Origin of the sequence: Streptomyces sp. SID13031 (assembly GCF_010548305.1) — a bacterium.
Taxonomy (GTDB): domain Bacteria; phylum Actinomycetota; class Actinomycetes; order Propionibacteriales; family Kribbellaceae; genus Kribbella.
The window spans coordinates 193266-218257 of the sequence record NZ_JAAGLV010000010.1 but is presented as its reverse complement, the minus strand read 5'-3'; the positions used below and the strand labels follow the sequence as shown (position 1 = coordinate 218257).

The following is a 24992-nucleotide window of genomic DNA, read 5'->3' as shown; positions in this document are numbered from 1 at the left end:
GAAAGGACGCCTGATGGCCGAGTTCTCCGCCTCCGTGTACCAGAACGAGTTCCTGCCCGACGGCGGCACCGACGTGCACGCGATCGTCACGGTCTCCTGCACCGGCGCGGGCGCGGCCGGCCAGACCGGCAGCGGCGACGCCGGCGAGATCATCATCGTCGACACGTCGGGCTCGATGGGGGCCGAAGGCGTCCGGGCGGCCGCGTTCGCCGCGCAGACCGCGCTCGACCAGATCCTCGACGGGGTCTGGTTCGCGGTCATCTCCGGCAACGACCGGGCCCAGCTCGCCTTCCCGCCGTCGCCCGAGCCGGTGATGGTGAAGATGGACCAGTTCACCCGGCAGGCGGCCAAGGACGCGGTGTCCCGCTTCTACGCCGACGGCGGGACCGCGATGGGCACCTGGCTGCGGCTCGCCTCGAAGGTCTTCGCGACCGTACCGTCGCTGACCCAGAAGCACGCGCTGCTGCTCACCGACGGCGAGAACCAGCACGAGTCGCCCGAGGTGCTGACCCAGACGATCCAGGCCGTCACCGGCCAGTTCCAGTGCGACTGCCGCGGTGTGGGCGTCGCCTGGCAGGTCGACGAGGTACGCCGGATCGCGACCGCGCTGCTCGGCACGGTCGACATCATCCCGGCGAAGGACCAGCTCGCCGCCGAGTTCGCCAAGATCATCCAGAACGCGATGAGCAAGGGCGTCGCCCAGGCCGACATGCGCGTCTGGGCCCCGCAGGGTGCGCAGGTGCTGTTCGTCCGCCAGGTCGCCCCGACGGTCGACGACCTGACGTCGCGACGTACCGAGGTGAACGCGCTGACCGGCTCCTACCCGACCGGCTCATGGGGTGACGAGTCCCGCGACTACCACGTGGCGATCCGGCTCGCGGCCAAGGGCATCGGCCAGGAGCAGCTCGCCGCGCGCGTACAGCTGGCTCTTGGCGACCAGGTCGTGGCGCAGGGCCTCGTACGGGCGCTGTGGTCCGAGGACGAGGCGCTCACCACCCGGATCAACCCGGAGGTCGCCCACTACACCGGGCAGACCGAGCTGGCCGACGTGATCCAGGAGGGCCTGGCCGCGAAGGCCGCCGGCGACACCGCGACCGCGACCACCAAGCTTGGCCGCGCGGTGCAACTCGCCGCCCAGACAGGGAACGAGGAAGCGACCACGCGGCTTCGTAAGGTGGTCGACATCGACGATCAGGACAACGGCACCGTGCGGCTCAAGCGCAGCGTCGAGAAGGCCGACGAGATGGCGCTCGACACCGCCTCCACCAAGACCACGCGGGTGAAGAAATGACCTCAGTGACGTGCCCGAGCGGGCACCCGTCCGTCTCCACCGACTACTGCGACGTCTGCGGCCTGCCGATCGGGGCAGCCGCGACGCCTGCTGCTTCGTCGGTACCGGCCCCGTCCGTGGCGGCCCCTGCGGTGACGGCCCAGGCCTGCCCGAACTGCTCGGAGCCGGCCGCGTCGGATGCCTTGTTCTGCGAGAACTGCGGCTACGACTTCACCACCGGCACGATGCCCCGCGCCGCTTCGTCACTAGACCTCGGTACGCCGCCCCCGGTACCGCCTGCGCCGCAGGCGGTCGCCGACTGGGTGGTGGAGCGCTGGGTCGACCCGGACTGGTACGAGGTACAGCAAAGCGACGACCCGTGCCCGTCCCCCGGCCTGCCAGTGGTGATCCCCGTCATCGCCAAGAGCGTCCTGGTCGGGCGCCCGTCCAAGAGCCGCGGCATCACCCCGGAGATCGACTGTGGCGACGACACCGGCGTCAGCCGCCGCCAGGCCCAGCTGACCACGGACGGCCAGCGCTGGTGGGTGGAAGACCTCCAGTCCTCCAACGGCACCTTCGTCGGCCCCTCCTCCGGCCCCCTCCCCGAAGACCCCATCTCCTCAGGCCAACGCCGAGAACTCAACACCGACGACCGCGTCTACGTCGGCGCCTGGACCCGCCTCGTAGTACGAAAATCCACCCCCGAAGAACAAGCCGGTCAGGCCTGACGACAGGCCCTCACCGGGTCCAAGCTTTGGCCGGGCGGAAGCAGAGCACTTCGAGCGCCGCCGAGCCGACCACGATCGGGATCGCCCAGGTCCACGGATGGTCCGGCACGCTGACCACCAGGATCGCCGTCCACAAGGCGATCCAGCCCCCGCCGTAGCCGCGGAGCACCCCTCGGTACCAGAGACCACCGGGTGACTCCGCGGCCCGCTGGCCGAGGTAGACGAACAGGTACGACGCGATCGAGATCGGCCAGAACACCCACAGCCGGCCCCAGTCGTACGGCACCATCACCAGCGCCGTCAGGCAGACCAGCGCCACAGCCCAGTGAAAAACCTCCCCAGCCCAGTTGAGCCGACGAGATCGCAGCGTCCAAACAATCGCCAGCGGCCCGAACACCAGCCCGACCAGCCCAGCGGCGACATGCAGGATCAGCGCGATGTCACGCATCGGCACAAACGACCGAACAATCTGACATGTCAGCGAAGCATAGGCCGCTCGCCACCCCGCGTCTCCCCCTCACACCAGGGAAATCCCCACGCCGGCACCACGCGCGTTCCGCCGTCGCTCACGCGGCACTCAGCTTCCCCTCGACGCTGAGTGGAAGCAAATTTGCAGCCGACCCAACCTCGGGTTCCGTCTGGCCGGGTTAGGTTGGCTGGGTGGCGACGTATGGGGAACTGCCGGCGGAGCTGGCGACCGAAAGGCTGCGGTTGCGGCGATGGTTGGTGTCGGATGCTGAGGAGTACCGCGGGTTGTGGGTTGAGCGGGATCCACGGGCGCTACGGCGGATCGACGCGGACGGGAACCCGACGGTCGAGGACATTCGTGGGTGGCTGGTGGACAATCCGCTGGCTGCGGATCCCGGGCTGGGGTTGCTGCCGATCGAGCGGCGAGACACGGGGGAGTTCATCGGGTACTGCGGATTGATCGTCGGCCAGGGGTCTGTCGACGAACCTGAGATCGCGTATGAACTTGCCCGGCGGGCTCACGGTCACGGCTATGCCACAGAGGCCGCGCGCGCGGTTGTCGAAGCCGCAGCCCGGACGGGACGGCGGCGGCTCTGGGCGACCGTACGGGAGTGGAATACGGCGTCGTTCCGCGTCCTCGAGAAGCTCGATTTCCACCGGAGCGATCGCGTCACCAAGGATGACGAACGCGGCGATTCGATCTGGATGACCCGCGTACTCGATCAGGCGGTGGCCCACCCGACGGCCGGTACCGGCGGGTGGACCAACGAGGTCCGCTAGACCGGGTAGCTGGCGACCATCCGGACAGCGTGGTTGCGGTAGCCGAGGCGTTCGAAGCTCGCTGCCATCGGCTTGTTGGTCAGGTCGGTGTCGGCCCGGATCCGTTCGGCGCCGGTCTCGACCAGGAGGTGCGTGATCTCGGCCAGCAGGTCATCGCTGTAGCCGTGACCGCGGTGCTCAGCCAGTACTCCGAGATAGCCGACGACCGGTCCGCCGTTGTTGGCCGATGGCAACGCGAACCCGACCAGCGACCCAGAAGCGTCGTAGGTCAACCGCCACCAGGATCGTTCCCCCGGCATCGACTGGTAGATCTCCAGTTCCTCCTTGGCCGTGCCCTCGACTCCGACCCGGGCGACTGATCGCGCGGTGGAGGCGTCGAGGCTGCCCTGGATGACCCGGCGGAAGACGTCCAGGAAGGCCTCGTCGTCGGCCGGCTCGAAGCACAACCGGGTCGACCGCGCCGGCAACCCGTCGGAAGGGGTCCATTCGTAGCGCAGGCGTTCGGTGAGCTCCGACAGCCCGGCCGCCGCCGCAGCCTCCAGCCGTGGCTCGAGTTCGGTTACGACGTCGGGCTGATCGCGCCAGCCGTTGGGCAGGAAGATGTGGTACTCCGGCTGCTCGGCCTGCGCCGGGAAGGTGGCCAGCGTCTGCCGGATCAAGCTGGCCCAGACGGCCACGCGATCGACCCCCGGTACGGCGTACAGGCCGTCGATGCTGAACGGGTGGTCGAACTGTTCCATGCCCCACCAGATGGCCAGGGCGATGATCTTGTCGTCGTCCTCGACGACCCACGACCAGTCGTAGCGGTAGGCGCCGCTGACCAGGTACTCGTCCCAGCGCTCCCGCGTGACGGTGTTGAGCGACTGCTCGGCGATCAGGGTGTGGATGATGTCGAGGTCGGCCTCGACGGTGCTGCGGATCTTCACTGTTCCTCCAGAAGGAGGCGCGCGGCTCCGCTCAGCGCGAGCTGGACGAGCGGAGGCGGCGCGCCGGAATACACGTCTGCGTGTTCATCGGTCGCTCCTTCCGCTCGAGAATCGTTCTCGCTGCCCCAGACCCTAGGGCCGGCCCGAGGTCAGAGTCCACCGATTATTCACGGCTGGGACGTACCGGCGTCGCTTGCCGCGGGAACCCTTCGGACATGCGAACCCCCACCGCGAAAAACCTCAGCGCGCTAGCCGCCGTCGCCATCTTCTCGATCGGCCTGACCGCGACAACCGCAACCGCCTCCACGTCCACAAGCACCCAGTACGTCGTACCGTCGGCTGTTGCCGCGATCCCGTCCTGCGGCCTGAGCACGCTGCCGTCGCAGGCCGCCACCACCCTCCGGCTGATCCACTCGGGCGGGCCGTTCCCGTACAGCCAGGACGGCACCGTCTTCCAGAACCGGGAGGGGATCCTGCCTGCCAAGCCGAGCAGCTACTACCACGAGTACACCGTGAAGACGCCCGGCTCCTCCGACCGCGGCGCCCGCAGGCTGATCGGCGGCGGCGCGCTCACCACGCCCGCCTCGGTGTACTACACCGGCGACCACTACGCGTCCTTCTGCTTGGTGAACGAGCGGGGCTGAGACAATCCGCCGGTGACGTCAGACATGCTGCGCAACCAGTTCGAGCTCACCTGGGCACTGTTCGAGTACCACCTGGAACGGCTGACCCCCGAGGATCTGCTCTGGGAACCGGCCAAGCTCTGCTGGACGGTCCGCCAAGACAGCACCGGCATTTGGCGAGCCGACTGGGCCGACGGCGCACTCGACCCGATCCCGGTCCCGACGATCGGCTGGCTCACCTGGCACATCGGCTGGTGGTGGTCCACCGCGGCGGCCCACGCCCGCGGCGCGGTACCACCGGACCGTACTGCGGTGCTGTGGCCGGGCGACCTGGCCAGAACCCTCGGCTGGATGCGAGCACTCCGCGACCAGTGGTCCCACATCCTCGAGGACACCACCGACCTCACCGGCCCGGCCGTCTTCCCCTGGCCCCCAGAGGCAGGCCGCTCAACCGCCGACCAGTACGCCTGGGTCAACACCGAGCTGATGAAGAACGCCGCCGAAATCGGCCAACTCAGATTGCTCAGGACGGCCGGCAAATAGCCATCGTCAGGGACTTTCCAAGAAGGGGCCTAACCGGTTAATCTCCTACGCAACGCCGTCGACACGTTGAGTAGTTGTTTCCGCCCCTCACGGAAGGACCACCTTCGATGTCCAGCCTGCGAAAGGCTCTGTTCAGCCTGCTCTCCGTGCCTGTGACACTCACCCTCATCACAGCCGGCAACCAGGCCTCCGCTCTGGCAGCGCCCGCCAAAGTGGCCGGCAACCCGGTGTCGATGACCAGCGGTTTCTCCGTCGACCCCAACTCCAACCCGGCCGTCTGGGTCCGGCAGAACTCCGGCCACCCCGACGTGACCGCGATCCGGACCCAGATCGCCGAGAAAGCCGGCGGCCGCTGGTTCGGCAACTGGAGTGGCGACATCGCGGCAGCGGTGACGTCGTACACGAAAGCGGCCGACACCGCTGACAAGCTGCCGATCCTGGTTGCCTACAACATCCCCGGCCGCGACTGCGGCAGTCACTCCAGTGGCGGCGCCGGCTCCCCCGAGGCCTACCGGACCTGGATCAGCCGGTTCGCCGATGGGATCGGCAACCGCCCGGCGGTAGTGATCATCGAACCGGACGCGCTCGCCCAGTACGACTGCGTCCCCGACGCCGAGAAGCAGACCCGGATCGACCTACTCAAGTACGCCGTCAACCAGTTCGCCACCAAGAACCCGAACACCTGGGCCTATATGGACGGCGGCAACGCGACCTGGATCGAGGCGGGCGAGATGGCCCGGCGGCTGAAACTGGTCGAGGTCGGCAAGATCCGCGGCTTCGCACTGAACACCTCGAACTACTACCCGACCGCCGAGTCCGTCACCAAGGGCAACGCGATCAGAGCGGCGCTGAACAGCCCGGCCCAGTTCGTGATCGACACCAGCCGCAACGGCAACGGCTCCAACGGCCAGTGGTGCAACCCGGCCGGCCGCAAGCTGGGCGAGACCTCCCGCGACGGCAGCCACCTCTCAGGAACCCTCGACAGCCTGCTCTGGCTCAAGGTCCCCGGCGACTCCGACGGTGACTGCGGCCTCGGCACCGGCATTCCCGCCGGCACCTTCTCCCCGGTCCTGGCCAAGCGCCTCATCACCGGCACCTGACGCTGACGTCCGAAGAACTCGAGGGACGTCATCGACAGTCCTTCGGACGTAAGGGAAGACGGCAACGAAGAAGGCGGTCCCGGGCTGATGCCCGGGACCGCCTTTTGTCTTGCAGAGGACTTCTAGGAGATCAGAAGTCCATGCCGCCCATGTCGGGGGCGCCGCCCGGGGCGGCACCGGCCTTCTCGGGCTTGTCGGCGATGACGGCCTCGGTGGTGAGGAACAGGGCCGCGATGGACGCTGCGTTCTGCAGCGCCGAGCGCGTCACCTTGGCCGGGTCGATGATGCCGGTCTTGATCAGGTCCACGTACTCACCGGTCGCGGCGTTGAGGCCCCAACCCGGCTCGAGGTTGCGAACCTTCTCCACCACGACGCCACCTTCGAGGCCGGCGTTGAAGGCGATCTGCTTCAACGGAGCCTCGACCGCGGAACGCACGATCGCGGCACCGGTGGCCTCGTCACCCTCGAGCTCCAGCTTCTCGAACGCAACGACCGAAGCCTGCAGCAGCGCCACGCCGCCACCGGCGACGATGCCCTCTTCGACGGCCGCCTTCGCGTTGCGAACGGCGTCCTCGATGCGGTGCTTGCGCTCCTTCAGCTCGACCTCGGTGGCCGCGCCGACCTTGATCACCGCAACGCCGCCGGCCAGCTTGGCCAGTCGCTCCTGCAGCTTCTCGCGGTCGTAGTCGGAGTCCGACTTCTCGATCTCGGCGCGGATCTGGTTCACCCGGCCGGAGATCTGGTCGGCGTCGCCCGAACCCTCGACGATGGTCGTCTCGTCCTTGGTGACGACGATCTTGCGGGCCTGGCCGAGCAGCTCCAGGTCCACGGTGTCGAGCTTGAGGCCGACCTCCTCGGAGATGACCTCACCGCCGGTCAGCACGGCGATGTCGACGAGCATGGCCTTGCGGCGGTCACCGAAGCCCGGCGCCTTGACGGCGACGGTCTTGAAGGTGCCCTTGATCTTGTTCACGACCAGGGTCGCGAGGGCTTCGCCCTCGAGGTCCTCGGCGATGATGGCCAGCGGCTTGCCGGTCTGCATGACCTTCTCCAGCACCGGGACCAGGTCCTTGATGCTCGAGATCTTGCTGTTCACCACGAGGATGTACGGGTCTTCGAGGACCGCTTCCATCCGCTCGGTGTCGGTCACGAAGTACGGCGAGATGTAACCCTTGTCGAAGCGCATGCCCTCGGTGAGCTCGAGCTCGAGACCGAAGGTGTTGCTCTCCTCGACGGTGATGACACCTTCCTTGCCGACCTTGTCCATCGCCTCGGCGATGATCTGGCCGACCTGGGTGTCAGCGGCGGAGATCGAGGCCGTGGAAGCGATCTGCTCCCGGGTCTCGACGTCCTTCGCCTGGGCCAGCAGCTGCTCGCTGATGGCCTCGACGGCCTTCTCGATGCCCTTCTTCAGGCCCATCGGGTTGGCACCGGCGGCGACGTTGCGCAGACCCTCGCGCACGAGCGCCTGGGCCAGCACGGTCGCCGTGGTGGTGCCGTCGCCAGCGACGTCATCCGTCTTCTTGGCAACTTCCTTGACGAGCTCGGCCCCGATCTTCTCGTACGGGTCCTCGAGCTCGATCTCCTTGGCGATGGAGACACCGTCGTTGGTGATCGTGGGGGCGCCCCACTTCTTCTCCAGCACGACGTTGCGGCCCTTGGGGCCAAGCGTCACCTTTACGGCGTCGGCGAGGGTGTTCATACCCCGCTCGAGGCCGCGGCGCGCCTCTTCATTGAAAGCAATCAGCTTGGGCATTCTCCGCGAGTCCTCCCGCGTCGAGTTTTTTGTTCAGCCGGCCGGATGCCCGCGACGGACGGTACTTTCGGTGTGGCGGTCACGTCCCGCCACGCCTCCGGCACCTCATCGAGGCCGTCTATGGTCACACCCTCCGGGCGTCGGCAGTTATCACTCTCGCCCGTCGAGTGCTAACCAAAGTATTAGCACTCGACCCAAGCGAGTGCAAGCCGACCGGGTCCCCGGAGGTACCGGCTAGACCTTCGCGACGAACTTGATCTCGATGATCTGGCCGGGCAGGGCCAGGCGGGGGACGCCGACCAGGGTGCTGGCTGCCTGGGGGTCCTGGCGGCCGTAGGCGGCCTTGCGGACCGGCCCGGCCGCCGCGAAGGCAGCGGGGATGTCGAGGACGTAGAGGACCTCCTCGACGACGTCGGCCAGGGTGGCCCCGAGGCGGGCCAGCAGCTCCTCGGCGTTGGCGTAGGTCTGGCGCATCTGGTCGGCCATCGCCGAGAAGTCCGTCACCTCCCCCTGGTCGTCCAGTGGCGCCGGCGCCACCAGTTCGCTGCCCTGATGCCCCAGCTGGCCGGACAGATAGATGGTGTCCCCGTGCTGAACGGCCTGGACGTAGCCGTACTCGCTCTCCCACGGAACCCCGAAGCTCTCGACTCGCGTAGCGGTCACGTCACTCCTCGGAACAGAAAGTTGAATGGTGAATCGACCGTAGGATTCGAGGAGTGCCCGTCACCAGGAGCGACGATGCCAAAGGGAGCAAGGATGGTGCCATGGCCGAGCTGACGGTCGCGATCCTCGCCGTACCGCGGCTGATAGCGCTCGATCTGAGCATCCCGCTGCACATCCTGGGCCGGTGCGACGGCTACCGGGTGATCGTCTGCGGTGAGTCGATGGCCACACATCCGCTGTCCGCGGCCTCGGACGCCGACATCGTCGTCGTGCCCGGATACGACCAGCCGGAGATTCCGTTGCCGGCCGACTACCTCGAGCTGATCCGGCTCAGCGCCGACCGTGGCGCCCGGATGGTCGGCATCTGCACCGGGACGCTCGCCCTGGCGGCGGCGGCGTCCTGGACGGGCGGGACGTGACCACCCACTGGGAGTACGTCACCTGCCTGCGCGAGAATCACCGGCTGGTCAACGTCCTGGAGAACCGGCTGTTCGTCGAGGACGGCAAGATCCTCACCTCGGCCGGTGGCGGCGCCGCGATCGACGCCTGCCTGCACGTCATCACGTCCGACTTCGGCGCGGCGGCGGCGTACGAGGCAGGGAAGCACGTCGAGCGGATCGCCGCCGCCACCGGCTTCGGCAGCTCGGCGAACTTCCGCACGCACTTCCGCCGCGAGGTCGGCACCACCCCGACCGCCTACCGCCGGTCGAGCTGAGCGATCAGCATCTTGGGAGCCGTCAGGCGCCAGGCCTCGGTCAGCAACTCCCGCAGCTCTTCGTCGTCGGCGATCGCCAGCTTGACCTCCAGCCAGGCGAACCGGCCCGACGCCCAGGACGGCGTGTAGATCTCCGGGTCCGCCGCGACGAGCGCCTCCTGCTCCTCGCGCAGCGCCTTGAGCATCACCGACGTCTCATCGGCGGACAGGTAGACGAACCCCTTCTTCCGCACCTTGAACGCAGGCTGCCCGGCCCACCCCACATGCTCCTCGACCCCGGGCAGGGTGAGCAGCAGCTTCGTCACCGCCTCAGCATCCATCCCCCGACGGTATGACCTGCCGCCGACAGAAACGACGAAAGTCGTCAGGGGTCCCGGCTCACCCCGGCTGAGGCGGGTCAGGGATGGGACCAGGGTCCGGTCGGTACGGATCCCGATGTGGGGAAGGGGGTCGCGGCGGCAGAGTAGTGGACATGACGAACTCCACTGCACCGTTCTCGAACCTGTCCGGTAAGTCTCTTCGCCGCTCGCGTAACCAGCGGATGCTCTCCGGTGTGTCCGGTGGCCTGGCGGAGTACTTCAACATCGACGCCACGCTGGTCCGGCTGGCCATCGTCGGCCTGACCCTGATCACCGGCGGTACCGCGCTGATCGGCTACGTCGTGGCCTGGATCGTAATGCCCGAGGCCGACGGCAAGGCCGTCTGGCAGTCGGCCCAGCAGCCCCAGCAGCCCACCCCCGAGTCCGACATCGCCGCCCGCATCTACGACGACAAGCCGCCGGCGGCGTGACGGGCGGACGCACGGCAGCAAGGTGACAGCGCCCTCAGATAGGCCACAGGCGCTCTCACACTTGCTGCCGTGCCGACCGACGCCGCACTGACCGTCAGCGCAGTCGTGGTGACGACTCTCCCCCACATCTCGGTCACCTGCAGAACCCTGCAGATCGGGCTCCCCCTCTGGGCAACGGCGGAGAACAGCGCCATAGACCAAGAAGTACAACTTCCTGCAACCACAGCACTCGCAGCCCTCCGCGACTAGCTGCCACACTCCTCACGTGCAGACCGACCAGGGCGCCACGCGCTGCCCACAGTGCGCCCAGCAGATCCCAGTGGATCGCCGTACTGCTCCGGCCCCGGGTCAACCGGCTGGACCACGACGACCGCCATCTGGTCCACCGGGAACAGGCTCCGCTGCTTTTCGCCCTGCTCGACCGGATCGCCGCCGCGATCGGCACCAAGCCAGTGGGTGTGGTGGTCCTCGATGCTGACCCGAACATCGGCTTCACCCGGGTCGGCTGGCGCTTCACGCCCGTGATCCGGATCGGCCTGTCGCTGTGGGCAGGCTTGCGGCCGCAGGAGCGGGTCGCCGTGCTGACGCATGAGCTCGGGCATGGCAAGAACAGCGACGCCGTGCACGGCTGGGTGGTCAGCTCGGCGGTGTCGGCGCTGGACGAGATCCAGCAGACCTTCGGCGAGCAGCCGCTCGACGAGCTCCGGCGGGATGTCCACAGCCTGTATGCCGGCGATATGAGCAATAGCGGCCTCAACAAGCTGCTCGACCTAACCATCGGTGCGGCCGCCAGACGCATGCAGTGGTTGCTGACGGCGGTGGACCTGCGCGCCGGGCAGCGCGCGGAGTACCTGGCTGACCGGCGCGCCGCCGAGATCGGGGGCTCGGATGCGACCGCCTCGGCCTTGGAGCGGCTGGTGCTCGCCGAGACCTCCTACCGGGCGCTCCACCAGGCACTGCGCTTCGGCTCGGAGGTCGAGCCGTTGGAGGCCGTCACCCGGGCTGTCCGGGAGGTCCCGGCGCGTGAGATCGAGCGACGAGTCCGGGTCAGCCGCCTCCGCGACACCCGGATCGACTCGACTCACCCGCCGACGAACCTGCGCACGAAGCTGATCCGGGCCAGGCCCGCGCACCACGCTCTCGTAGTACTGGGTACTGACGAGAACCGCGCCATCGACCGGGAACTGGCCGGCCCTGCCGAGGCCGTGCTGAAGGAGTTGCGGTCCGCGTTGCGTTAGACCTTGAGGCTGGTCTTCTGAGCGGCGGCCACCGCGATATCGGGGTGGTCGGAGAAGACGCCGTCGACGCCGGTGGCGGCGAAGCGGGCCAGTTCGGCGGCCAGATCGAGGCCGGTGGGCAGGAAGCGGCGTTCGGCCCGGAAGGTCCAGAGCTGTACCGTGAGGCCGGCCCGGTGGGCCAGGTCGACCAGGCGGGTCGGTTCGCCCAGGCCGCCGCTCGCGGTCCGCGGGATGACCAGGTCCTTGTGCGGTGCAAGCACTTGCGCGTACGTCGAGATCTCGCGCAGCCCGGCCGGCTCGATCAGGTCGGCGAAGGTGCGGTTGTCGCCTTGCCGGAGGAAGTCGTTGGGCGCGTTCTCGGAGTCGATCAGCTGGACCAGCGGGACGTCCGTCATCACCGACAGCCGGCGCAGGCTGGTCGGCTCGAACGACTGGATCATCGCCTCGCCCTTGTGCAGGCCGAGCGCGACCAGCCGCTCGGCGAGCAGCTCCTCCAGCGGCAGCCCGAGGCGGCGGAAGTACGCCGGGTGCTTGATCTCCGGGATCACCCCGATCGGCCGGCCGAGCCGGGCCGACTCCTGCCGCGCCAGCGCGACCACCTCGTCGAAGGTCTGGATCCCCTCCCGGCCGTCGTAGGCCGTGTTGGCGGCGCGCAGGGCGGGCATCCGCTCCCGGGCGCGCAGCACGCGCAGCTCCTCGTAGGTGAAGTCCTCGGCGAACCAGCCGCTGACGGCCGTCCCGTCGACGATCTTGGTGATCCGCCGGTCCGCGAACACCGCGTGCTCCGCGACGTCCGTCGTACCGGACAGTTCGTTCTCGTGCCGGACCACCAGGATGCCGTCGAGCGTGGCGACGAGGTCAGGCTCCAGATAGTCGGCTCCTAGGGCCGCAGCGAGCCGATAGGCCTGCGGCGTGTGTTCCGGACGGTAGCCACTCGCTCCCCGATGCGCGATCACCAGCATGGGTCCAGGACAGGCGGTGCAGGTGGCGGGGTGGGAACCCGTTGCCCAACGCAAGGTGAAGCTCGCCCACCAACTGTGCTCCGCTCCTTTCGCCGGGTGACCGGATACCGAAGTCGGCTGCCGCGGCGGCCGGCCGCTTCTAGCGTCAGGAGCATGACCCAGACGCCGATGAATCAGACGCCGACGGCCCAGCCCCGTACTGCGCTCACGACCGGGCCGACCGCCGTCACCGCCCGAGCACTCGGACCAGACCTGGCCCGGGGCCTGCTACTGCTCTTCATCGCCCTGGCGAACACGCACGGCTTCCTGCACCCACCCGGCGTCAGCGACATCCGCGGTACGCCGATCGCATCCGCGCTGCCGGACCGCATCGCGGCCTTCCTCGAGACGACCCTGGTCGACGGCCGGTCGTACACGATGTTCGCCGCACTGTTCGGCTACGGCATGGTGCAGATCATGCGCCGCCAGGAGACGAATGGCGTCGAGTGGCGCGGCACCCGCAAGCTACTGCGCCGCCGCGGCCTGTGGATGGTCGTCCTGGGCGTACTGCACGCAGTGCTCCTGTACTACGGCGACATCCTCGCCGCCTACGGGCTCCTCGCGCTGGTACTCGTCCCGGCCGTCCGCTACGGCAACAAGCGGCTACTGATCAGCGCTGGCGTCTGGGTCATCATCGGCGCCGCCCTGTACGCCTACTTCTCCATCCCGACGGACGCGGCCACAGTGGAGGCCGCCTACCCCTGGTCAGTCGAGCACAACCCCTTGGAGGCGATGCTCGACCGCGCAGTCGTCATCGTCTTCACCGCGCCGCTGCTGGCCGTCACTGCGGCCGGCGCCTTCCTCTTCGGTATCTGGGCCGCCCGCCGCCGCCTCTTCGAGGACCCGGCCGCCCATCGGCAACTGCTCCGCCGGATGGCGTTCATCGGCATCCCGGTCTCGGTCCTGGGTGGCATCCCGCTGGCCCTCTACACCTCGGGCATCCTGCACGGCACCGGCGAGGACGTAGTACCGGTCGCTTTCCTCCACTCGGTCGCGGGGTTCGCGGGCGGCCCGGCGTACGCGGCCCTGATCGCCCTGTGGACCCTGCGCATCCACAAGCAAGGGCGGCTCATCACTGCGCTGCAGGCAACCGGCCAACGCTCCTTGACCTGCTACCTACTCCAGTCGGTCGTCTGGGCCATCGTCTTCTTCCCGTACCTCCTCGACCTCGGCCACCACATGCACCAGTGGCAGACCGCCTTCCTGGCGCTCGGCACCTGGGGCCTGACGGTCGTCCTGGCCGACCAACTGGGCCGCCACAACCTCCGCGGCCCGTTCGAGGTACTCCTCCGAAAGCTCACCTACCGGGGCTGACCGCCTTTAATTCGCATGCTTTTGTCGGTGCGGCCACCTAGCCTCGAAGAGTTATGAAACAGCTTCCGTTGGCCGATCCCGGCGTGCCTGATCACCGTTCGCCTGCCCGCTATCTGTGGTGGGTGGCGCGCGGGCAGAAGGCCACGCTCGCGGGCGGGATGACGTTCGGCATCCTCTGGATGGGCTCGCAGGCGTTCGTGCCGGCCATTCTGGGCAAGGCGATCGACGAGGGCATCGCGGCCGGCGACACCGAGCGGCTGGTGCTGTGGACGAGCGTGCTGTTCGGCGTCGGCGTGCTGCAGGCACTGGCCGGCATCATGCGGCACCGGTTCGCGGTGATGAACTGGCTGAGCGGCGCCTACCGCACGGTCCAGGTGGTCACCCGCAAGTCGGCCGATCTCGGCGCCACGCTGCCCAAGCACCTCGCGACCGGCGAGGTGGTCAGCGTGGGCGCGGGCGACCTGGCCTACATCGGCAACGTGCTCGAGGTGTCCGCCCGGCTCGCCGGCGCGATCGTCGCGTTCTTCGTAGTCGCGGTGATCCTGTTGTCGTCGTCGACACTGCTCGGCCTGGTCGTGCTGATCGGCGTCCCGGTGATGCTGTTCTGCCTCGGCCCGATGCTGCGGCCGCTGCACACCCGGCAGTCCGCGCAACGCGAGGCGGTCAGCGAGCTGAACTCGCTGGGCTCCGACATCGTCACCGGCCTGCGAGTGCTGCGCGGCATCGGCGGCGAGGACTCCTTCTCCCGCAGGTACCGGCGCGAGTCCCAACAGGTCCGTACGGCGGGTGTGAAGGTCGCGCGGATCCAATCGGTCCTCGACGCGGCGCAGGTGTTCCTGCCCGGCATCTTCATCGTGGTCGTCGTCGGCCTCGGCGCGCACTTCGCCCTCCGCGGCGAGCTCAGCGCGGGCAGCCTGGTCGCCTTCTACGGTTATGCCACCTTCCTGGTGATGCCGCTGCGGACGGCGACCGAGGCCGCCGACAAACTGATGCGCGGCCTGGTCGCGGCCGGCCGGGTCAACCGAGTCCTGGCCTTGACTCCCGACGTCGTGGATCCAGCTGTACCGGTGCAGCTACCCGACGCCGGAGACCTGGTCGATCCGGTCTCCGGGATCCGCGCGCGCACCGGCCTGCTGACCGCGATCGTCTCCGCCGAGCCCGACCGCGCCGCCGAGCTGGCCGACCGCCTCGGCCGGTACGACGACGCCAGCGAGGTCCGGTACGGCGGGGTCACCCTCGCCAGCGCGACCCGGGCGGACGTCCGGGCTCGCATCCTGGTCAGCGACACCGGCTCACAACTCTTCACCGGCACGCTGCGCCAGGAGCTCGACCCGGACCACCGGCGTACCGACGAAGAGCTGATGACAGCGATCCGTACTGCGTCCGCCGAGGACGTCCTGGTCGCGTTGACGGATGGGCTCGACTCGGAGGTCGAGGAGAAGGGCCGCTCCTTCTCCGGCGGTCAACGGCAGCGGCTGGTCCTGGTCCGCGCGCTGCTCGCCGACCCGTCGGTGCTGGTGCTGGTCGAGCCGACCTCCGCCGTCGACGCGCACACCGAGGCGCGGATCGCGGACCGGCTGCGCGAGCACCGGGCCGGCCGCAGCACCGTGGTGCTCACCTCGAGCCCGCTGCTGCTCGACCGCGTCGACGAGGTGAGCTTCGTCGCCGCCGGCCGGGTGGTTGCCACTGGCAAGCATCGCGAGCTGCTCGAGCAGAATCCTCAGTACCGCAGCACAGTAACCCGACAGACCGAAGACGAGGAGGTGTCCGCATGAAGCAGATCCTGCCGGTGGCGACCTCCGCCGAGGTGCGTCGGCACGCCCGGCAGATTGCGCGGCGGCATCCGCGCGCGCTGATCATCACGATGAGCCTGCACGTGCTCGCCGCGGTGTCCGGGCTGGCAGCGCCACGGCTGATCGGCACCCTCGTCGAGGACGTCCAGCGCGGTACGACGGCGAGCAAGGTCAACCAGGTGATCCTGGTGATCGCCGTCTTCATCGTGGTGCAGTCGTTGCTGACCCGGTGGGCGCGGTTCCGCTCGTTCGCGCTCGGCGAGCAGGTGCTGGCCGAGCTGCGCGAGGATTTCGTCGACAACGCGCTCGCCCTGCCGATCGGTACGGTCGAGCGGGCCGGGACGGGCGATCTGCTGTCCCGGACCTCGCGCGACGTGGACGCCTTGTCGAGGACGGTGCGGTTCGCCGTACCGGAGACGATCGTTGCCTTCGTCACCGTTCTCTTCACGGTCGCCGCGACGTTGCTGGTCGGCGTCTGGGTGCTCCTCCCGATGCTGGCGATGGTGCCGGTGCTCGCGCTGAGCACCCGATGGTATCTCCGCTACGCCAAAGACGGGTACCTCCGCGAGAACGCGGCGTACGCACAGCTGACCAGCTCGCTCGCCGAGACGGTCGAGGGCGCTCGCACAGTGGAGGCACTGCAGCGGTACGACGAGCGCGTGCGCCGGACCGACGACGACATCCGCGGGTCGTACAACGCCGAGCGGTACACATTGCGCCTGCGCACGATCTATTTCCCGGTCGTCGAGATCGGCTACATCGTGCCGATCGTGGGCACGCTGCTGTTCGGCGGCTGGCTGCACATCAACGGGCACATCTCGCTCGGCGCGGTCACGGCCGGCGTGCTGTACGTGAACCAGCTGATCGATCCGGTAGACCGGCTGATCTCCTGGCTGGACGAGCTGCAGGTCGGCGGTGCATCCCTCGCGCGGCTGCTCGGCATCAACGGCGTACCGGACGACCGGACGCCGTCAGGGCGCACCCCGTCCAGCGAGCTGGTCGAGGCACGCGACGTGCGATTCTCGTACGTCGATGGTCGCGACGTGCTGCATGGCGTCGATCTGACCGTTCAGCCGGGCGAGCGGATCGCGATGGTCGGCCCGTCCGGCGCGGGCAAGTCGACGCTTGGGCGGCTGGTCGCGGGCATCCATCCGCCACGCGCCGGCTCGGTGACCGTCGGCGGGGTCGCGATGACCGAGCTGCCACTCGATGACCTCCGAAAACAGGTCGCGCTGGTCACCCAGGAGCATCACGTCTTCGTGGGCACCTTGCGAGACAACCTCTCGATGGCACGCGAGCACGCGTCCGACGCCGAGCTGCTCGACGCGTTGGCGGCGGTCGATGCACGCGAGTGGGCCGAAGCGTTGCCGGACGGGCTCGATACGCGCGTCGGCTCGGGTCAGCTCGCGTTGACGCCGGCGCAGGCGCAGCAGTTGGCGCTGGCTCGGCTGGTGCTGGCCGATCCGCACACGCTGGTGCTCGACGAGGCGACCTCGTTGATCGACCCACGGGCGGCCCGGCATCTGGAGAGGTCGCTGGCCGCAGTACTGGAAGGCCGGACGGTGATCGCGATCGCCCATCGCCTCTACACGGCGCATGACGCCGACCGGGTCGCGGTGGTCGAGGACGGCCGCATCACGGAGCTCGGCAGCCACGACGAGCTGGTCGCGCGGCAGGGGTCGTACGCGGCGCTCTGGAGCTCCTGGCACGGCTGAGCCTCAGCACACCCAAGGCCCCCGTTGCTCACCTCTGAGCAGCGGGGGCCTTGGGTTTCTACGCTCGGGTCCGGCTGCGCTTACGCAGTACCAGGACGGCGGAATCGACGTGGGGTGGGGGCGAGAAGGCCTTGCGGGGAAGGCGGATCCCGATCGACAGGTCGTAGTACCGGCTCCATCTGGCGGCTGCCGGTGCTTGGTGGCTGATCCAGCGGTTCACCACTTGGCGTTGCAGGACGAGGTCGGCCGACCCCAGGCGAGTGCCTGGCGCGAGCAGCCTCTTGAGCAGCGCGGTGGAGATCCCGTACGGCGGACTGGAGACGACCCTGAACGGGCGCGCCGGCAATCGGAGATCACCAGCGTCGGCGCGGACCAACGACTATCGAGCGGATGCCATCCCCAGGCACCCCTCGCCTGCCCGGAGGCGGGCACGGCGAACCATCACGAAATAGTTGATAGACATGCGATCGACCCTAGAGCCTGGATCGCCTGTCATCAAAGCATTTTCGGCTGCGCGCCCAGCGAGGTGACAGTCTCGCTGGTACGCCGCTGCGCCAGCTCGAGGCGGGCCTTCTTGGCTGCGGAGCTGCCGGGCTTGGCGAGTTCGCGTTGTACCTCGAGGACGCGGACCGGGAGCGTGTCGGTCATCAGCAGCGGCGCGTACTGCGCGTCGGCCTTCCAGCGGTCGCCGTCCTTGCGGAAGGTGAACTTCATCAGCAGGCCTTCGGACTTCGTGCTCGCCGGCTGCCGATGGGCGGCGACCAGATTGCCGAGTCCGTAGACGACCCACTTGCCGTTGAGCTGCTCGACCGGCTGGACGACGTGCGCATGGTGGCCGAGGATCAGGTCGATGTTGCTGTCGGCAAGGAGTTGGCGCGCGACCGTACGCTGCTGGTCGTTGGGGGTCTTGGAGTACTCGTCGCCCCAGTGGCAGCTGACCACGACGATCTCGGCGCCGTTGTCGCGCGCCTTCTGGGCCATCGCCTTGATCTTGCCGACGTCGAGCTTGCCGGCCCGCCAGGTCTGACCGTCGGGGTACGGGAGGCCGTTGAAGCCATAGGTGTAGCTGAGCAGGGCGACCTTCACGCCTTGCACAGTGACGATCGTGGGTGTCTCGGCCTCTTCGGGAGTGCGCGCCGTACCGGTGTGCTTCAGGCCGGCTTTGTCGAGCAGCTTGAGGGTACGGTCGATCCCGGCCGCGCCTTGGTCGAAGCTGTGGTTGCTGGCGGTGGAGCAGGCGTCGTACCCGGTCTTCACCAGAGCCGGCACGATCTGCGGCGGGCCTTGGAAGAGTGGGTAGCCGGCGGGCGGCGTACCGAGTGGCGTCTCCAGGTGACAGAGAGCCAGATCTGCTTGTTCTACGAGTGGTTTGACCCCGGCGAGCAGCGGGGCGAAGTCCCACTCGCCGTTGCTGCCGTCGCGTTTGGCTGTGTTCCAGAGGCGCTCGTGCAGCAGCACGTCACCGGTTGCGACCAGAGTCAGCTGGTCCGGCTTCTGCTGTCCGGCTGCTCCGGGCTTGTCGGGCTTGCTCGTCGGGCCGGAGGTGTTCGGCTGGTACTCCGCGGCCTGTGTGTCCGCGATGCAGCCGGTCACAGCCACCAGCCCGGCAACCAGCAGTACCGCTGCGACGGCTCTACCCCAGTACCTGCTCATCTGTCGCCCCCGAAGTCGCCCGTCCGCAGTGAGCGGATCTACTGGGGAGACGCTGCGGCGAGCGAAAAGGTTGAAGCTTCGGACGATCGGGCCCCGACGATGAATAGACTCAGCGGATGGTGGAATTGAAGACGGCGGCCGAGATCGAACAGATGCGCGCCGCCGGACGGGTGGTCGCCTCGGCGCTGACAGCGGTGAAGAAAGAGGCGGCGGTCGGCGTCTCGCTCCGCGAGTTGGACGAGGTGGCTCGCGACGTACTCCGGTCCGCGGGGGCGGTGTCGCTGTTCGAGGGATACCAGCCCGGGTTCGCGACCAGCCCGTTCAGCGGCGTCATCTGCACCTCGGTGAACGACGCCGTACTGCACGGACTGCCCAGCGATCTACGGCTGACCGACGGCGACCTGCTGAACGTCGACTGTGGCGCCTCGATCGACGGCTGGTGCGCCGACTCGGCCACCAGCTTCACCGTCGGCACTCCGCGCACCGAAGACCTGGAGCTGATCGAGACGACCGAGCAGGCCCTGGCAGCGGGCATCGCAGCCGCCGTACCGGGCGCACGGCTGGGCGACGTCGGCGCGGCCATCGGCGAGATCGGCCGCCGAGCCGGCGTCGGCACCAACCTCGACTTCGGCGGCCACGGCATCGGTCGCCGCATGCACGAAGAACCCCACGTCCCCAACGGCGGCCATCCCGGCCGAGGCCTCAAACTCCGCCCCGGCCACGTGATCGCCATCGAACCCTGGTTCTGGCACGGCCCCGGCAGCGTCTACGTCATCGACCAGGACGGCTGGACCCTCCGCTCCGCCGACCAAACCCGAGGCGCCCACGCCGAACACACAGTAGCCATCACCCCCGAAGGCCCAGAAATCCTCACCACCCGCTAACCCAGCCAAGACCAAGGAGTCAACGCCGAGTATGCGGCGAAGGCGGGTGGCGGATCGAGAGGGTTCTAGCCTGCTTCGGGGCGGGCGTCGCCCTCGGACGGGGTATTTGCGGCTCTTCTGACTCTTCCGTGGGTCATTTTCGGCCGGGTCGGCCCCGGGTATGCGCTTGCTGAGGTCCGGGTCGATCTACGCGGAAACTTTTCGTCTCTGGGTGCAAGTTTGTTACCACCCAAACCGGCCCCTTTGCCTCCTCAGCCCTCTTCGGGGTATTCCGCAACAGGCTCTGGGGCGCTGGCGGTACTGCGAGTTGTGCTCGCGGTAGCGCCGTTTGGCAGCGGCTGACTGTCCGACGCGGTTGGGGGCTCGGGTGCGTCAGGTGCGGCAGAAGCGAGGGTCGGGACGGTGAGCCGGATTAGAAGAGGGTTTGCTGGTCAGGCGTGGGGAGAACCGGTGGGACGGGGGCCGGGGCGCGGCGGGATGAGCTGCGGCGGGTGGCGTAGCCGACTGGTTGTTGACGGGGGCGGAAGCGGGCGTTGGTGGGGTCTGGTTCGCCCCAGCCGGATTGGGAGCCGGGGCCGGGGGCTTCTACTACTCCGTTGGATGACGAGCGGTGGCGGGAGGCGCGGCCGAAGCCGTGTTTGTCCAGGAGGGGGCGGGCCTTGTGCTCGAAGGCGTTGCGGAAGCTTTGGAGGGCGTTGGGGCCGTGGGAGTAGAGCTGGTCGTAGCGGGTGACCAGGTCGGGGCGCTCGGTGGCGAGCCAGGTCATGAACCACTCCTTCACGCCCGGACGTAGGTGCAGGACCAGCGTGGTGACGCCGGTTGCGCCGGCCTCTGCCAGCTCGCCGAAGAGGTGGTCCAGTTGCTCGGCCGAGTCGGTCAGCCACGGCAGTACCGGAGCGACCATCACCCCACAAGGCAAGCCTGCTTCACGAATCGCGCGGATCAAGTCCAAGCGGCCCCGCACCGACGGCACCCCGGGCTCGACCAGCCGGCGAAGGTCTTCGTCGGCCAGCGCCAGCGAGACGCCCAGCCCGACCGGCACCTCCTCAGCGGCAGCGGCCAGTACGTCGAGGTCGCGCCGCAGCAGCGTTCCCTTCGTCAGGATCGACAACGGTGTGCCCGACGCGGCGAGCGCCTCGATGATGCCGGGCATCAGCCGATAGCGCCCCTCCGCCCGCTGGTACGGATCGGTATTGGTGCCTAGGGCAACTTGCTCGCAACGCCAGGACGGCCGGGCCAGCTCGCGGCGCAGGACGTCGGCCACGTTCGTCTTCACCACGATCTGCTGGTCGAAGTCCAGCCCGGTGTCCAGCTCGAGATACCGGTGGCTCGGCCGGGCGAAGCAGTACCGGCAGGCGTGGGTGCAGCCGCGGTACGGGTTGATCGTCCAGTTGAACGGCATCCCCGAGCCCGGCACCGAGTTCAGCGCCGAGCGCGCGAGCACCTCATGGAACGTCACCCCGCGGAACTCCGGCGTCGTCACACTCCGCACCAGCCCCGCGATCGACCCCAGCCCAGGCAAAGCCCCTGGCGCCTCCGCCCCGATCCCCTGCCCGGCCCATCGCATGGAGAACAGTCGAACACATGTTCGCCCAGCTTTCAAATCACCAGAAGGCCGAGGCGTTTTGCACAGCCCACTCCCGATAGGCCAGCGCCGGCCGCCCGGTCACCTCCAGCACGGTCGATTCGGGTGTCATCCGGTACTCCGACATCACCCGGAACCCCTCCAGCAACCACTCCGCCGTCCCCGCCCCCATCACCGGCGCCCACGCCGCCAGCGCCTCCTCCCGCGACAACTCCTCGAACCGCAACGACCGCCCGATCGCCGCCCCGATCAAAGCCACCTCCTCCGGCTGAGTGATCGCCTCCGGCCCGCTCATCGTCAGCTTGCGCCCCGTATAGCTCTCATCCAGCAACACAACCCGCGCCACCGCCGCGATGTCGGCCAGATCAATCGGCGTCTGCACCGCCGACGGGTAGGGCGCCCGCACCACCCCCTCGCTCTTGATCGAAGACGCCCAGTCCAGCGTGTTGTTCATGAACTGCCCCGGCCGCAGATGAGTCCACTCGAACCCCGCGTCCTCGATCGCCCGCTCCAGCCGGTAGTAGTGCCAGTTCGCCGGATCCCCCTGCGACTCGTACTCCGCAGGCTCCCCCGACAACACGACGACCCGCCGCACGCCGGCCTCCAACGCACAGACGACGAAGTCGTCCACCACAGCAGGCAGCGGTGCAAGGTAGACCGTGTCCACCCCCTTCAGCGCCGCCGGCAAACTCGACGGACGCCCCAGATACCCCTCCGCGATCTCCACCCCGGCAGGCAAAGCAGCCTTCACCGGGTTGTTGGTCAAAGCCCGCACCGGTGCGCCCGCGGACACCAGCTCGTTCACCAGCAGTCGCCCCACACTGCCCGTCGCACCCGTCACCAGAATCGTCATTCCCGTATGGTATACGAGAATAGCAAGTCAGCGCATATGAGAAAGTTCGGCGACAGCGGGAAAGATGGCAGCAAGACGGCGGGAACGGGAGGGCCGATGGCAGTGCGGCACAGCGGTGGCGGTCCGGCCGACCGCACCTTGGCTCTGCTCTGGCGAAACCACCAGCCGGCCCCTCAACCAGGCCCCGCAACCAAGCTCGGCCGCCGCCCGACCCTCGATCTCAACAAGGTCGTCGACGCCGGTATCGCCCTGGCCGACGAGCAGGGCCTCCCGGCCGCGTCGATGAGCGGTGTCGCCAAGGCGCTCGGCGTCGGCACCATGACGCTCTACACCTACGTCCCCTCCAAGGAGGAGCTGCTCGACCTGATGGTCGACCAGGTCCTCGCCGAGCGCGACCTCCCCGCCCCCGGCGTACCGCGTCCCAGCAGCTGGCGCGACCAGATCAACCTGTACTCCGAACAGACGCGCGCCATGTTCCACCGGCACCCGTGGCTCGCGAGCATCTCCACGATCCGGCCACCCGTCGGGCCAGGCATGCTGGCCGCCCGCGAGTACCTGCTGTCAGCCTGCGCAGTACTGGAGCTCTCCCCGCGGCAGACCAACACGGCCGCGCTGGCGATCACGACGTACATCGACTCGGCCGCCGGCCTGGAAGCCGAGAGCGAGCAACTGGAGCGGGAGACCGGCCAGAGCCACGACGCCTGGTGGCACGAGCGGTGGGACCTTTGGGAGACGTACTTCGACGTCGACCGGCACCCGACGATGACGGCGATCTGGAACGCCAAGGGCTACGGCGACGGCACCCGTGAAGCTGCCGACGAGTCCTACCGGTTCGGCCTGGACCGGCTGCTCGACGGCATCGAGGCGCTCAAGAGCCGGACGCCCTGAGCCTCGCCTGCCGGTTCTCGATGTAGTCGCGGGCGTTCGAGGCGCTCTCCAGCTGCCCCACCGACTCATACAGATCAGCCGACACGATGGCCAGCTCGATCGCCTCGGTCAACCGCCCCTGCATGTCCCGTACCAGCGCGAGCTCCCAATGCACCACCGCATCGCTCGTCGGACTCCGCAGGTCGTCCGCTGGCAACTGGTCAACCACCACGCGGGCCTCGCCGAGCAGGCTCTCCGCTTGGTCCAGCTCGCCGATGTAGCGCGCCGACTGCGCCGCTAGCCGCAGTGCCGCGACCTGCTCGTGCAACTGCGCAGCCAGCCCGTACTGCGCCGCAGCGGCGATCAGCGTGTCTCGTGCTTCGGCGTCACGGTTGAGCTGTTCGAGCAGCTCGCCTTTCTTCCGCAGGATCATGCCGAGCCAGTCCGGACCGGCGTCGGCCGGCACATTCGCCAGTACCAGCTCGGCCTGGGGCAGTGCGGCGTGCGGCTCGTTGAGATCCAGGTATGCCGCGAACAGCACGTTCCGCAGGACGTTCAGGCTGTTCAGCTGGGCCAGGTCGGCGATCCGCGGATCGGCCAGCGCCACCAGTGCCTGCTCGCCGATCTCGGCGGCCTCGATGTTGCGGCCGTCGAGGTGCATCCGGTGCGCCATCTCGATCTGCGCCTTCGCCAGCTCCCAGCCCGCCCATGGGTCGTCCGGCGCCGAGCGGACCGCGGCAAGTTGCTCGGCGCAACCACCGTCACCGAGCAACTCCAGCTGATCGACCCACGGGCGCTCGGCCAGCGACGATCGCAGGAGTTCACTCTGGTACCTGGTCCCGTTGCGGTGATCGAACTCGGCCGCCAGCCGCCAAGCCCGCTCGGTGAACTCGCCCTCGCCGCGCACCCGCCCGGCCGCGGCGCAGAAGGCCAGCGCATCAGCGGACGAGACATCCGCCTCGAGCCCGCCGAGGTGCCGCTCGACCAGTTCCTCGGCCCGTTCCTGGTTGCCCGTGAGTACGCAGAACCTGATGTGCTGGGAGTGCGCGAACAACTCGTCGGGATCGTTGCGGACCAGCCGGTACGCCGTCCGATGGGCGTCGGCCGCCGCGTCGAGGTCACCGACCGCGACGTAGCCGGGCAACGCGGCGGCCAGCAGCGCGTGTGGTTGCTGATGGCAACCATCAACCGGGGTGGCGAAAGCCTGCTCGGCCACCGCGACGGCCTCGGCCGCGCGACCGGTCTCGATCAGGTGCCTGACCTGGTAGATCTGCTCACAGCCCTCGCACCAGGCGAAGTCGTCCCGCCGAGCCGCGAGGCAGGCCTGGTACTGCGCCTCCGCCAACTCCGCGTCGCCAACCTGCCGGGCGAGCAGCCAGCGGCAGAAGTGCACGATCCGCAGACTGTTCGCGGCATCGAGATGACGCCGCTCCAGGTCGTCGAGGATCTCCAGCGTGCGATCCAGCGGTAACCCGGCGTACTCGTCGAACTGCAGCACGACGTACGCGAAGGTCGTCAGCAGACTGTCGAGCTGCTCCGGATCCGGCTCCGCGTCGAAGACCGCCACGGCCCGCCCGAACGGCTCCAGCGCCGCGGCGGGATCCGTCCCGAAGACCAGACTGTCCACCTGCGCGATGAGCTGTTCGAGATTCACCCCTGAAGACTAGTGTCCCGGGAAATCCAGGGGTCACCAACTCGGACGTGGACTTCCAGTACTAGTAGCGTGT

Annotated in this window: 27 protein-coding genes; 16 read left to right on the top strand and 11 right to left on the bottom strand. The window is 68.5% G+C overall.

Features of this window, described 5'->3' with window-relative positions; all coding sequences use genetic code 11:
- Positions 1 to 13 precede the first annotated feature (13 nt).
- A complete protein-coding gene (locus tag G3I17_RS21315) occupies positions 14 to 1291 on the top strand; it encodes a VWA domain-containing protein (protein WP_164598975.1) in 1278 nt (425 codons plus the stop codon).
- Positions 1288 to 1998, top strand: coding sequence for an FHA domain-containing protein (locus G3I17_RS21310; RefSeq protein ID WP_164598973.1), 711 nt, complete (start codon positions 1288 to 1290; stop codon positions 1996 to 1998). Before G3I17_RS21315 ends, G3I17_RS21310 begins: the two co-directional genes overlap by 4 nt.
- Before the next feature lie 10 nt (positions 1999 to 2008).
- On the opposite strand, the gene G3I17_RS21305 is transcribed toward G3I17_RS21310, so the two are convergent.
- Positions 2009 to 2446 carry a hypothetical protein gene (locus G3I17_RS21305; RefSeq protein ID WP_164598971.1) on the bottom strand — a complete coding sequence of 146 codons (438 nt, stop codon included), beginning with the start codon at positions 2444 to 2446 and terminating at the stop codon, positions 2009 to 2011.
- A gap of 212 nt (positions 2447 to 2658) precedes the next feature.
- Between G3I17_RS21305 and G3I17_RS21300 the strand changes: the two genes are divergently transcribed.
- On the top strand, positions 2659 to 3246 hold the full coding sequence (locus tag G3I17_RS21300; RefSeq protein ID WP_164598969.1) for a GNAT family N-acetyltransferase: 588 nt from the start codon (positions 2659 to 2661) through the stop codon (positions 3244 to 3246).
- Here the strand turns inward: G3I17_RS21300 and G3I17_RS41705 are convergent.
- Positions 3243 to 4172, bottom strand: a complete 930-nt coding sequence (locus G3I17_RS41705) for a GNAT family N-acetyltransferase (protein ID WP_164598967.1) — start codon at positions 4170 to 4172, stop codon at positions 3243 to 3245. The genes G3I17_RS21300 and G3I17_RS41705 overlap by 4 nt on opposite strands.
- A 215-nt stretch (positions 4173 to 4387) precedes the next feature.
- Between G3I17_RS41705 and G3I17_RS21290 the strand changes: the two genes are divergently transcribed.
- The 3 genes from G3I17_RS21290 to G3I17_RS21280 all read left to right on the top strand — a co-directional run bounded on the left by G3I17_RS21290 (position 4388) and on the right by G3I17_RS21280 (position 6438).
- Positions 4388 to 4816, top strand: coding sequence for a ribonuclease domain-containing protein (locus G3I17_RS21290; RefSeq protein ID WP_164598965.1), 429 nt, complete (start codon positions 4388 to 4390; stop codon positions 4814 to 4816).
- A gap of 12 nt (positions 4817 to 4828) precedes the next feature.
- A complete protein-coding gene (locus tag G3I17_RS21285) occupies positions 4829 to 5338 on the top strand; it encodes a DinB family protein (protein ID WP_343238368.1) in 510 nt (169 codons plus the stop codon).
- Positions 5339 to 5445: 107 nt separating this feature from the next.
- The gene (locus tag G3I17_RS21280; RefSeq protein ID WP_203590544.1) at positions 5446 to 6438 is read left to right on the top strand and encodes a glycoside hydrolase family 6 protein; all 993 of its coding nucleotides are present in this window, start codon (positions 5446 to 5448) and stop codon (positions 6436 to 6438) included.
- Positions 6439 to 6568: 130 nt separating this feature from the next.
- Here G3I17_RS21280 and groL read toward each other — a convergent pair whose 3' ends face one another.
- Both groL and G3I17_RS21270 read right to left on the bottom strand, forming a co-directional pair.
- On the bottom strand, positions 6569 to 8194 hold the full coding sequence (gene groL, locus G3I17_RS21275; RefSeq protein WP_164598964.1) for a chaperonin GroEL: 1626 nt from the start codon (positions 8192 to 8194) through the stop codon (positions 6569 to 6571).
- A 234-nt stretch (positions 8195 to 8428) separates the two neighbouring features.
- Entirely contained in the window at positions 8429 to 8857 is a 429-nt protein-coding gene (locus tag G3I17_RS21270; protein ID WP_164598962.1) for a Rid family hydrolase, read from the bottom strand.
- Between the two features lie 101 nt (positions 8858 to 8958).
- On the opposite strand from G3I17_RS21270, the gene G3I17_RS39935 reads away from it, so the two are divergent.
- Positions 8959 to 9276, top strand: a complete 318-nt coding sequence (locus G3I17_RS39935; RefSeq protein ID WP_203590543.1) for a hypothetical protein — start codon at positions 8959 to 8961, stop codon at positions 9274 to 9276.
- Positions 9273 to 9572, top strand: a complete 300-nt coding sequence (locus tag G3I17_RS42165) for a helix-turn-helix domain-containing protein (RefSeq protein WP_203590542.1) — start codon at positions 9273 to 9275, stop codon at positions 9570 to 9572. The genes G3I17_RS39935 and G3I17_RS42165 overlap by 4 nt, the downstream gene beginning before the upstream one ends.
- On the opposite strand, the gene G3I17_RS21260 is transcribed toward G3I17_RS42165, so the two are convergent.
- The gene (locus G3I17_RS21260) at positions 9554 to 9892 is read right to left on the bottom strand and encodes an MmcQ/YjbR family DNA-binding protein (protein ID WP_203590541.1); all 339 of its coding nucleotides are present in this window, start codon (positions 9890 to 9892) and stop codon (positions 9554 to 9556) included. The genes G3I17_RS42165 and G3I17_RS21260 overlap by 19 nt on opposite strands.
- A gap of 152 nt (positions 9893 to 10044) precedes the next feature.
- Here G3I17_RS21260 and G3I17_RS21255 point away from each other — a divergent pair, with 152 nt between their 5' ends.
- The 3 genes from G3I17_RS21255 to G3I17_RS40905 all read left to right on the top strand — a co-directional run bounded on the left by G3I17_RS21255 (position 10045) and on the right by G3I17_RS40905 (position 11600).
- The gene (locus G3I17_RS21255) at positions 10045 to 10362 is read left to right on the top strand and encodes a PspC domain-containing protein (protein WP_164598960.1); all 318 of its coding nucleotides are present in this window, start codon (positions 10045 to 10047) and stop codon (positions 10360 to 10362) included.
- A 69-nt stretch (positions 10363 to 10431) separates the two neighbouring features.
- Complete coding sequence (locus G3I17_RS40910) at positions 10432 to 10611, top strand: hypothetical protein (RefSeq protein WP_239062740.1); 180 nt, start codon at positions 10432 to 10434, stop codon at positions 10609 to 10611.
- A 212-nt stretch (positions 10612 to 10823) separates the two neighbouring features.
- Positions 10824 to 11600, top strand: a complete 777-nt coding sequence (locus tag G3I17_RS40905; protein WP_343238367.1) for a M48 family metalloprotease — start codon at positions 10824 to 10826, stop codon at positions 11598 to 11600.
- Here the strand turns inward: G3I17_RS40905 and G3I17_RS21245 are convergent.
- Complete coding sequence (locus G3I17_RS21245) at positions 11597 to 12562, bottom strand: glycerophosphodiester phosphodiesterase family protein (protein WP_164598958.1); 966 nt, start codon at positions 12560 to 12562, stop codon at positions 11597 to 11599. The genes G3I17_RS40905 and G3I17_RS21245 overlap by 4 nt on opposite strands.
- A gap of 153 nt (positions 12563 to 12715) precedes the next feature.
- Here G3I17_RS21245 and G3I17_RS21240 point away from each other — a divergent pair, with 153 nt between their 5' ends.
- From G3I17_RS21240 to G3I17_RS21230, 3 genes are read left to right on the top strand one after another with little or no spacing between them, the layout of a single operon-like run.
- The gene (locus tag G3I17_RS21240; protein ID WP_203590540.1) at positions 12716 to 13915 is read left to right on the top strand and encodes a DUF418 domain-containing protein; all 1200 of its coding nucleotides are present in this window, start codon (positions 12716 to 12718) and stop codon (positions 13913 to 13915) included.
- Between the two features lie 53 nt (positions 13916 to 13968).
- Positions 13969 to 15690: an ABC transporter ATP-binding protein gene (locus tag G3I17_RS21235; protein ID WP_164598956.1), complete on the top strand. Its 1722-nt coding sequence runs from the start codon at positions 13969 to 13971 to the stop codon at positions 15688 to 15690.
- The gene (locus G3I17_RS21230; RefSeq protein ID WP_164598954.1) at positions 15687 to 17423 is read left to right on the top strand and encodes an ABC transporter ATP-binding protein; all 1737 of its coding nucleotides are present in this window, start codon (positions 15687 to 15689) and stop codon (positions 17421 to 17423) included. The genes G3I17_RS21235 and G3I17_RS21230 overlap by 4 nt, the downstream gene beginning before the upstream one ends.
- 58 nt (positions 17424 to 17481) lie before the next feature.
- Here G3I17_RS21230 and G3I17_RS21225 read toward each other — a convergent pair whose 3' ends face one another.
- Entirely contained in the window at positions 17482 to 17769 is a 288-nt protein-coding gene (locus tag G3I17_RS21225; RefSeq protein ID WP_203590539.1) for an rRNA adenine N-6-methyltransferase family protein, read from the bottom strand.
- 149 nt (positions 17770 to 17918) lie between these two features.
- Positions 17919 to 19076: a CapA family protein gene (locus G3I17_RS21220; protein WP_164598952.1), complete on the bottom strand. Its 1158-nt coding sequence runs from the start codon at positions 19074 to 19076 to the stop codon at positions 17919 to 17921.
- A 116-nt stretch (positions 19077 to 19192) separates the two neighbouring features.
- Here G3I17_RS21220 and map point away from each other — a divergent pair, with 116 nt between their 5' ends.
- On the top strand, positions 19193 to 19960 hold the full coding sequence (gene map / locus G3I17_RS21215; RefSeq protein WP_164598950.1) for a type I methionyl aminopeptidase: 768 nt from the start codon (positions 19193 to 19195) through the stop codon (positions 19958 to 19960).
- Positions 19961 to 20372: 412 nt separating this feature from the next.
- Here the strand turns inward: map and G3I17_RS21210 are convergent, their stop codons facing one another.
- Both G3I17_RS21210 and G3I17_RS21205 read right to left on the bottom strand, forming a co-directional pair.
- Positions 20373 to 21527: an Rv2578c family radical SAM protein gene (locus G3I17_RS21210; protein WP_164598948.1), complete on the bottom strand. Its 1155-nt coding sequence runs from the start codon at positions 21525 to 21527 to the stop codon at positions 20373 to 20375.
- Between the two features lie 37 nt (positions 21528 to 21564).
- Positions 21565 to 22398, bottom strand: coding sequence for an NmrA family NAD(P)-binding protein (locus G3I17_RS21205; RefSeq protein ID WP_164598946.1), 834 nt, complete (start codon positions 22396 to 22398; stop codon positions 21565 to 21567).
- 96 nt (positions 22399 to 22494) lie between these two features.
- Between G3I17_RS21205 and G3I17_RS21200 the strand changes: the two genes are divergently transcribed.
- Complete coding sequence (locus tag G3I17_RS21200) at positions 22495 to 23286, top strand: TetR/AcrR family transcriptional regulator (RefSeq protein ID WP_164598943.1); 792 nt, start codon at positions 22495 to 22497, stop codon at positions 23284 to 23286.
- Here the strand turns inward: G3I17_RS21200 and G3I17_RS21195 are convergent.
- Positions 23267 to 24919, bottom strand: coding sequence for a hypothetical protein (locus G3I17_RS21195; RefSeq protein WP_164598941.1), 1653 nt, complete (start codon positions 24917 to 24919; stop codon positions 23267 to 23269). The two genes, G3I17_RS21200 and G3I17_RS21195, sit on opposite strands and share 20 nt — an antisense overlap.
- Positions 24920 to 24992 lie beyond the last annotated feature (73 nt).

Excerpts from the sequence above, each read along its gene's own strand:
- G3I17_RS21260 (WP_203590541.1), bottom strand. The coding sequence starts at position 9,892 with ATGGATGCTGAGGCGGTGACGAAGCTGCTGCTCACCCTGCCCGGGGTC.
- G3I17_RS39935 (WP_203590543.1), top strand. The coding sequence starts at position 8,959 with ATGGCCGAGCTGACGGTCGCGATCCTCGCCGTACCGCGGCTGATAGCG.
- G3I17_RS21310 (WP_164598973.1), top strand. The coding sequence starts at position 1,288 with ATGACCTCAGTGACGTGCCCGAGCGGGCACCCGTCCGTCTCCACCGAC.
- G3I17_RS21230 (WP_164598954.1), top strand. The coding sequence starts at position 15,687 with ATGAAGCAGATCCTGCCGGTGGCGACCTCCGCCGAGGTGCGTCGGCAC.
- G3I17_RS21240 (WP_203590540.1), top strand. The coding sequence starts at position 12,716 with ATGACCCAGACGCCGATGAATCAGACGCCGACGGCCCAGCCCCGTACT.
- G3I17_RS21205 (WP_164598946.1), bottom strand. The coding sequence starts at position 22,398 with ATGACGATTCTGGTGACGGGTGCGACGGGCAGTGTGGGGCGACTGCTG.
- map (WP_164598950.1), top strand. The coding sequence starts at position 19,193 with ATGGTGGAATTGAAGACGGCGGCCGAGATCGAACAGATGCGCGCCGCC.
- G3I17_RS21280 (WP_203590544.1), top strand. The coding sequence starts at position 5,446 with ATGTCCAGCCTGCGAAAGGCTCTGTTCAGCCTGCTCTCCGTGCCTGTG.
- G3I17_RS21210 (WP_164598948.1), bottom strand. The coding sequence starts at position 21,527 with ATGCGATGGGCCGGGCAGGGGATCGGGGCGGAGGCGCCAGGGGCTTTG.
- G3I17_RS21245 (WP_164598958.1), bottom strand. The coding sequence starts at position 12,562 with ATGCTGGTGATCGCGCATCGGGGAGCGAGTGGCTACCGTCCGGAACAC.
- groL (WP_164598964.1), bottom strand. The coding sequence starts at position 8,194 with ATGCCCAAGCTGATTGCTTTCAATGAAGAGGCGCGCCGCGGCCTCGAG.
- G3I17_RS21235 (WP_164598956.1), top strand. The coding sequence starts at position 13,969 with ATGAAACAGCTTCCGTTGGCCGATCCCGGCGTGCCTGATCACCGTTCG.
- G3I17_RS21255 (WP_164598960.1), top strand. The coding sequence starts at position 10,045 with ATGACGAACTCCACTGCACCGTTCTCGAACCTGTCCGGTAAGTCTCTT.
- G3I17_RS21290 (WP_164598965.1), top strand. The coding sequence starts at position 4,388 with ATGCGAACCCCCACCGCGAAAAACCTCAGCGCGCTAGCCGCCGTCGCC.
- G3I17_RS21220 (WP_164598952.1), bottom strand. The coding sequence starts at position 19,076 with ATGAGCAGGTACTGGGGTAGAGCCGTCGCAGCGGTACTGCTGGTTGCC.
- G3I17_RS21315 (WP_164598975.1), top strand. The coding sequence starts at position 14 with ATGGCCGAGTTCTCCGCCTCCGTGTACCAGAACGAGTTCCTGCCCGAC.
- G3I17_RS21305 (WP_164598971.1), bottom strand. The coding sequence starts at position 2,446 with ATGCGTGACATCGCGCTGATCCTGCATGTCGCCGCTGGGCTGGTCGGG.
- G3I17_RS21200 (WP_164598943.1), top strand. The coding sequence starts at position 22,495 with ATGGCAGTGCGGCACAGCGGTGGCGGTCCGGCCGACCGCACCTTGGCT.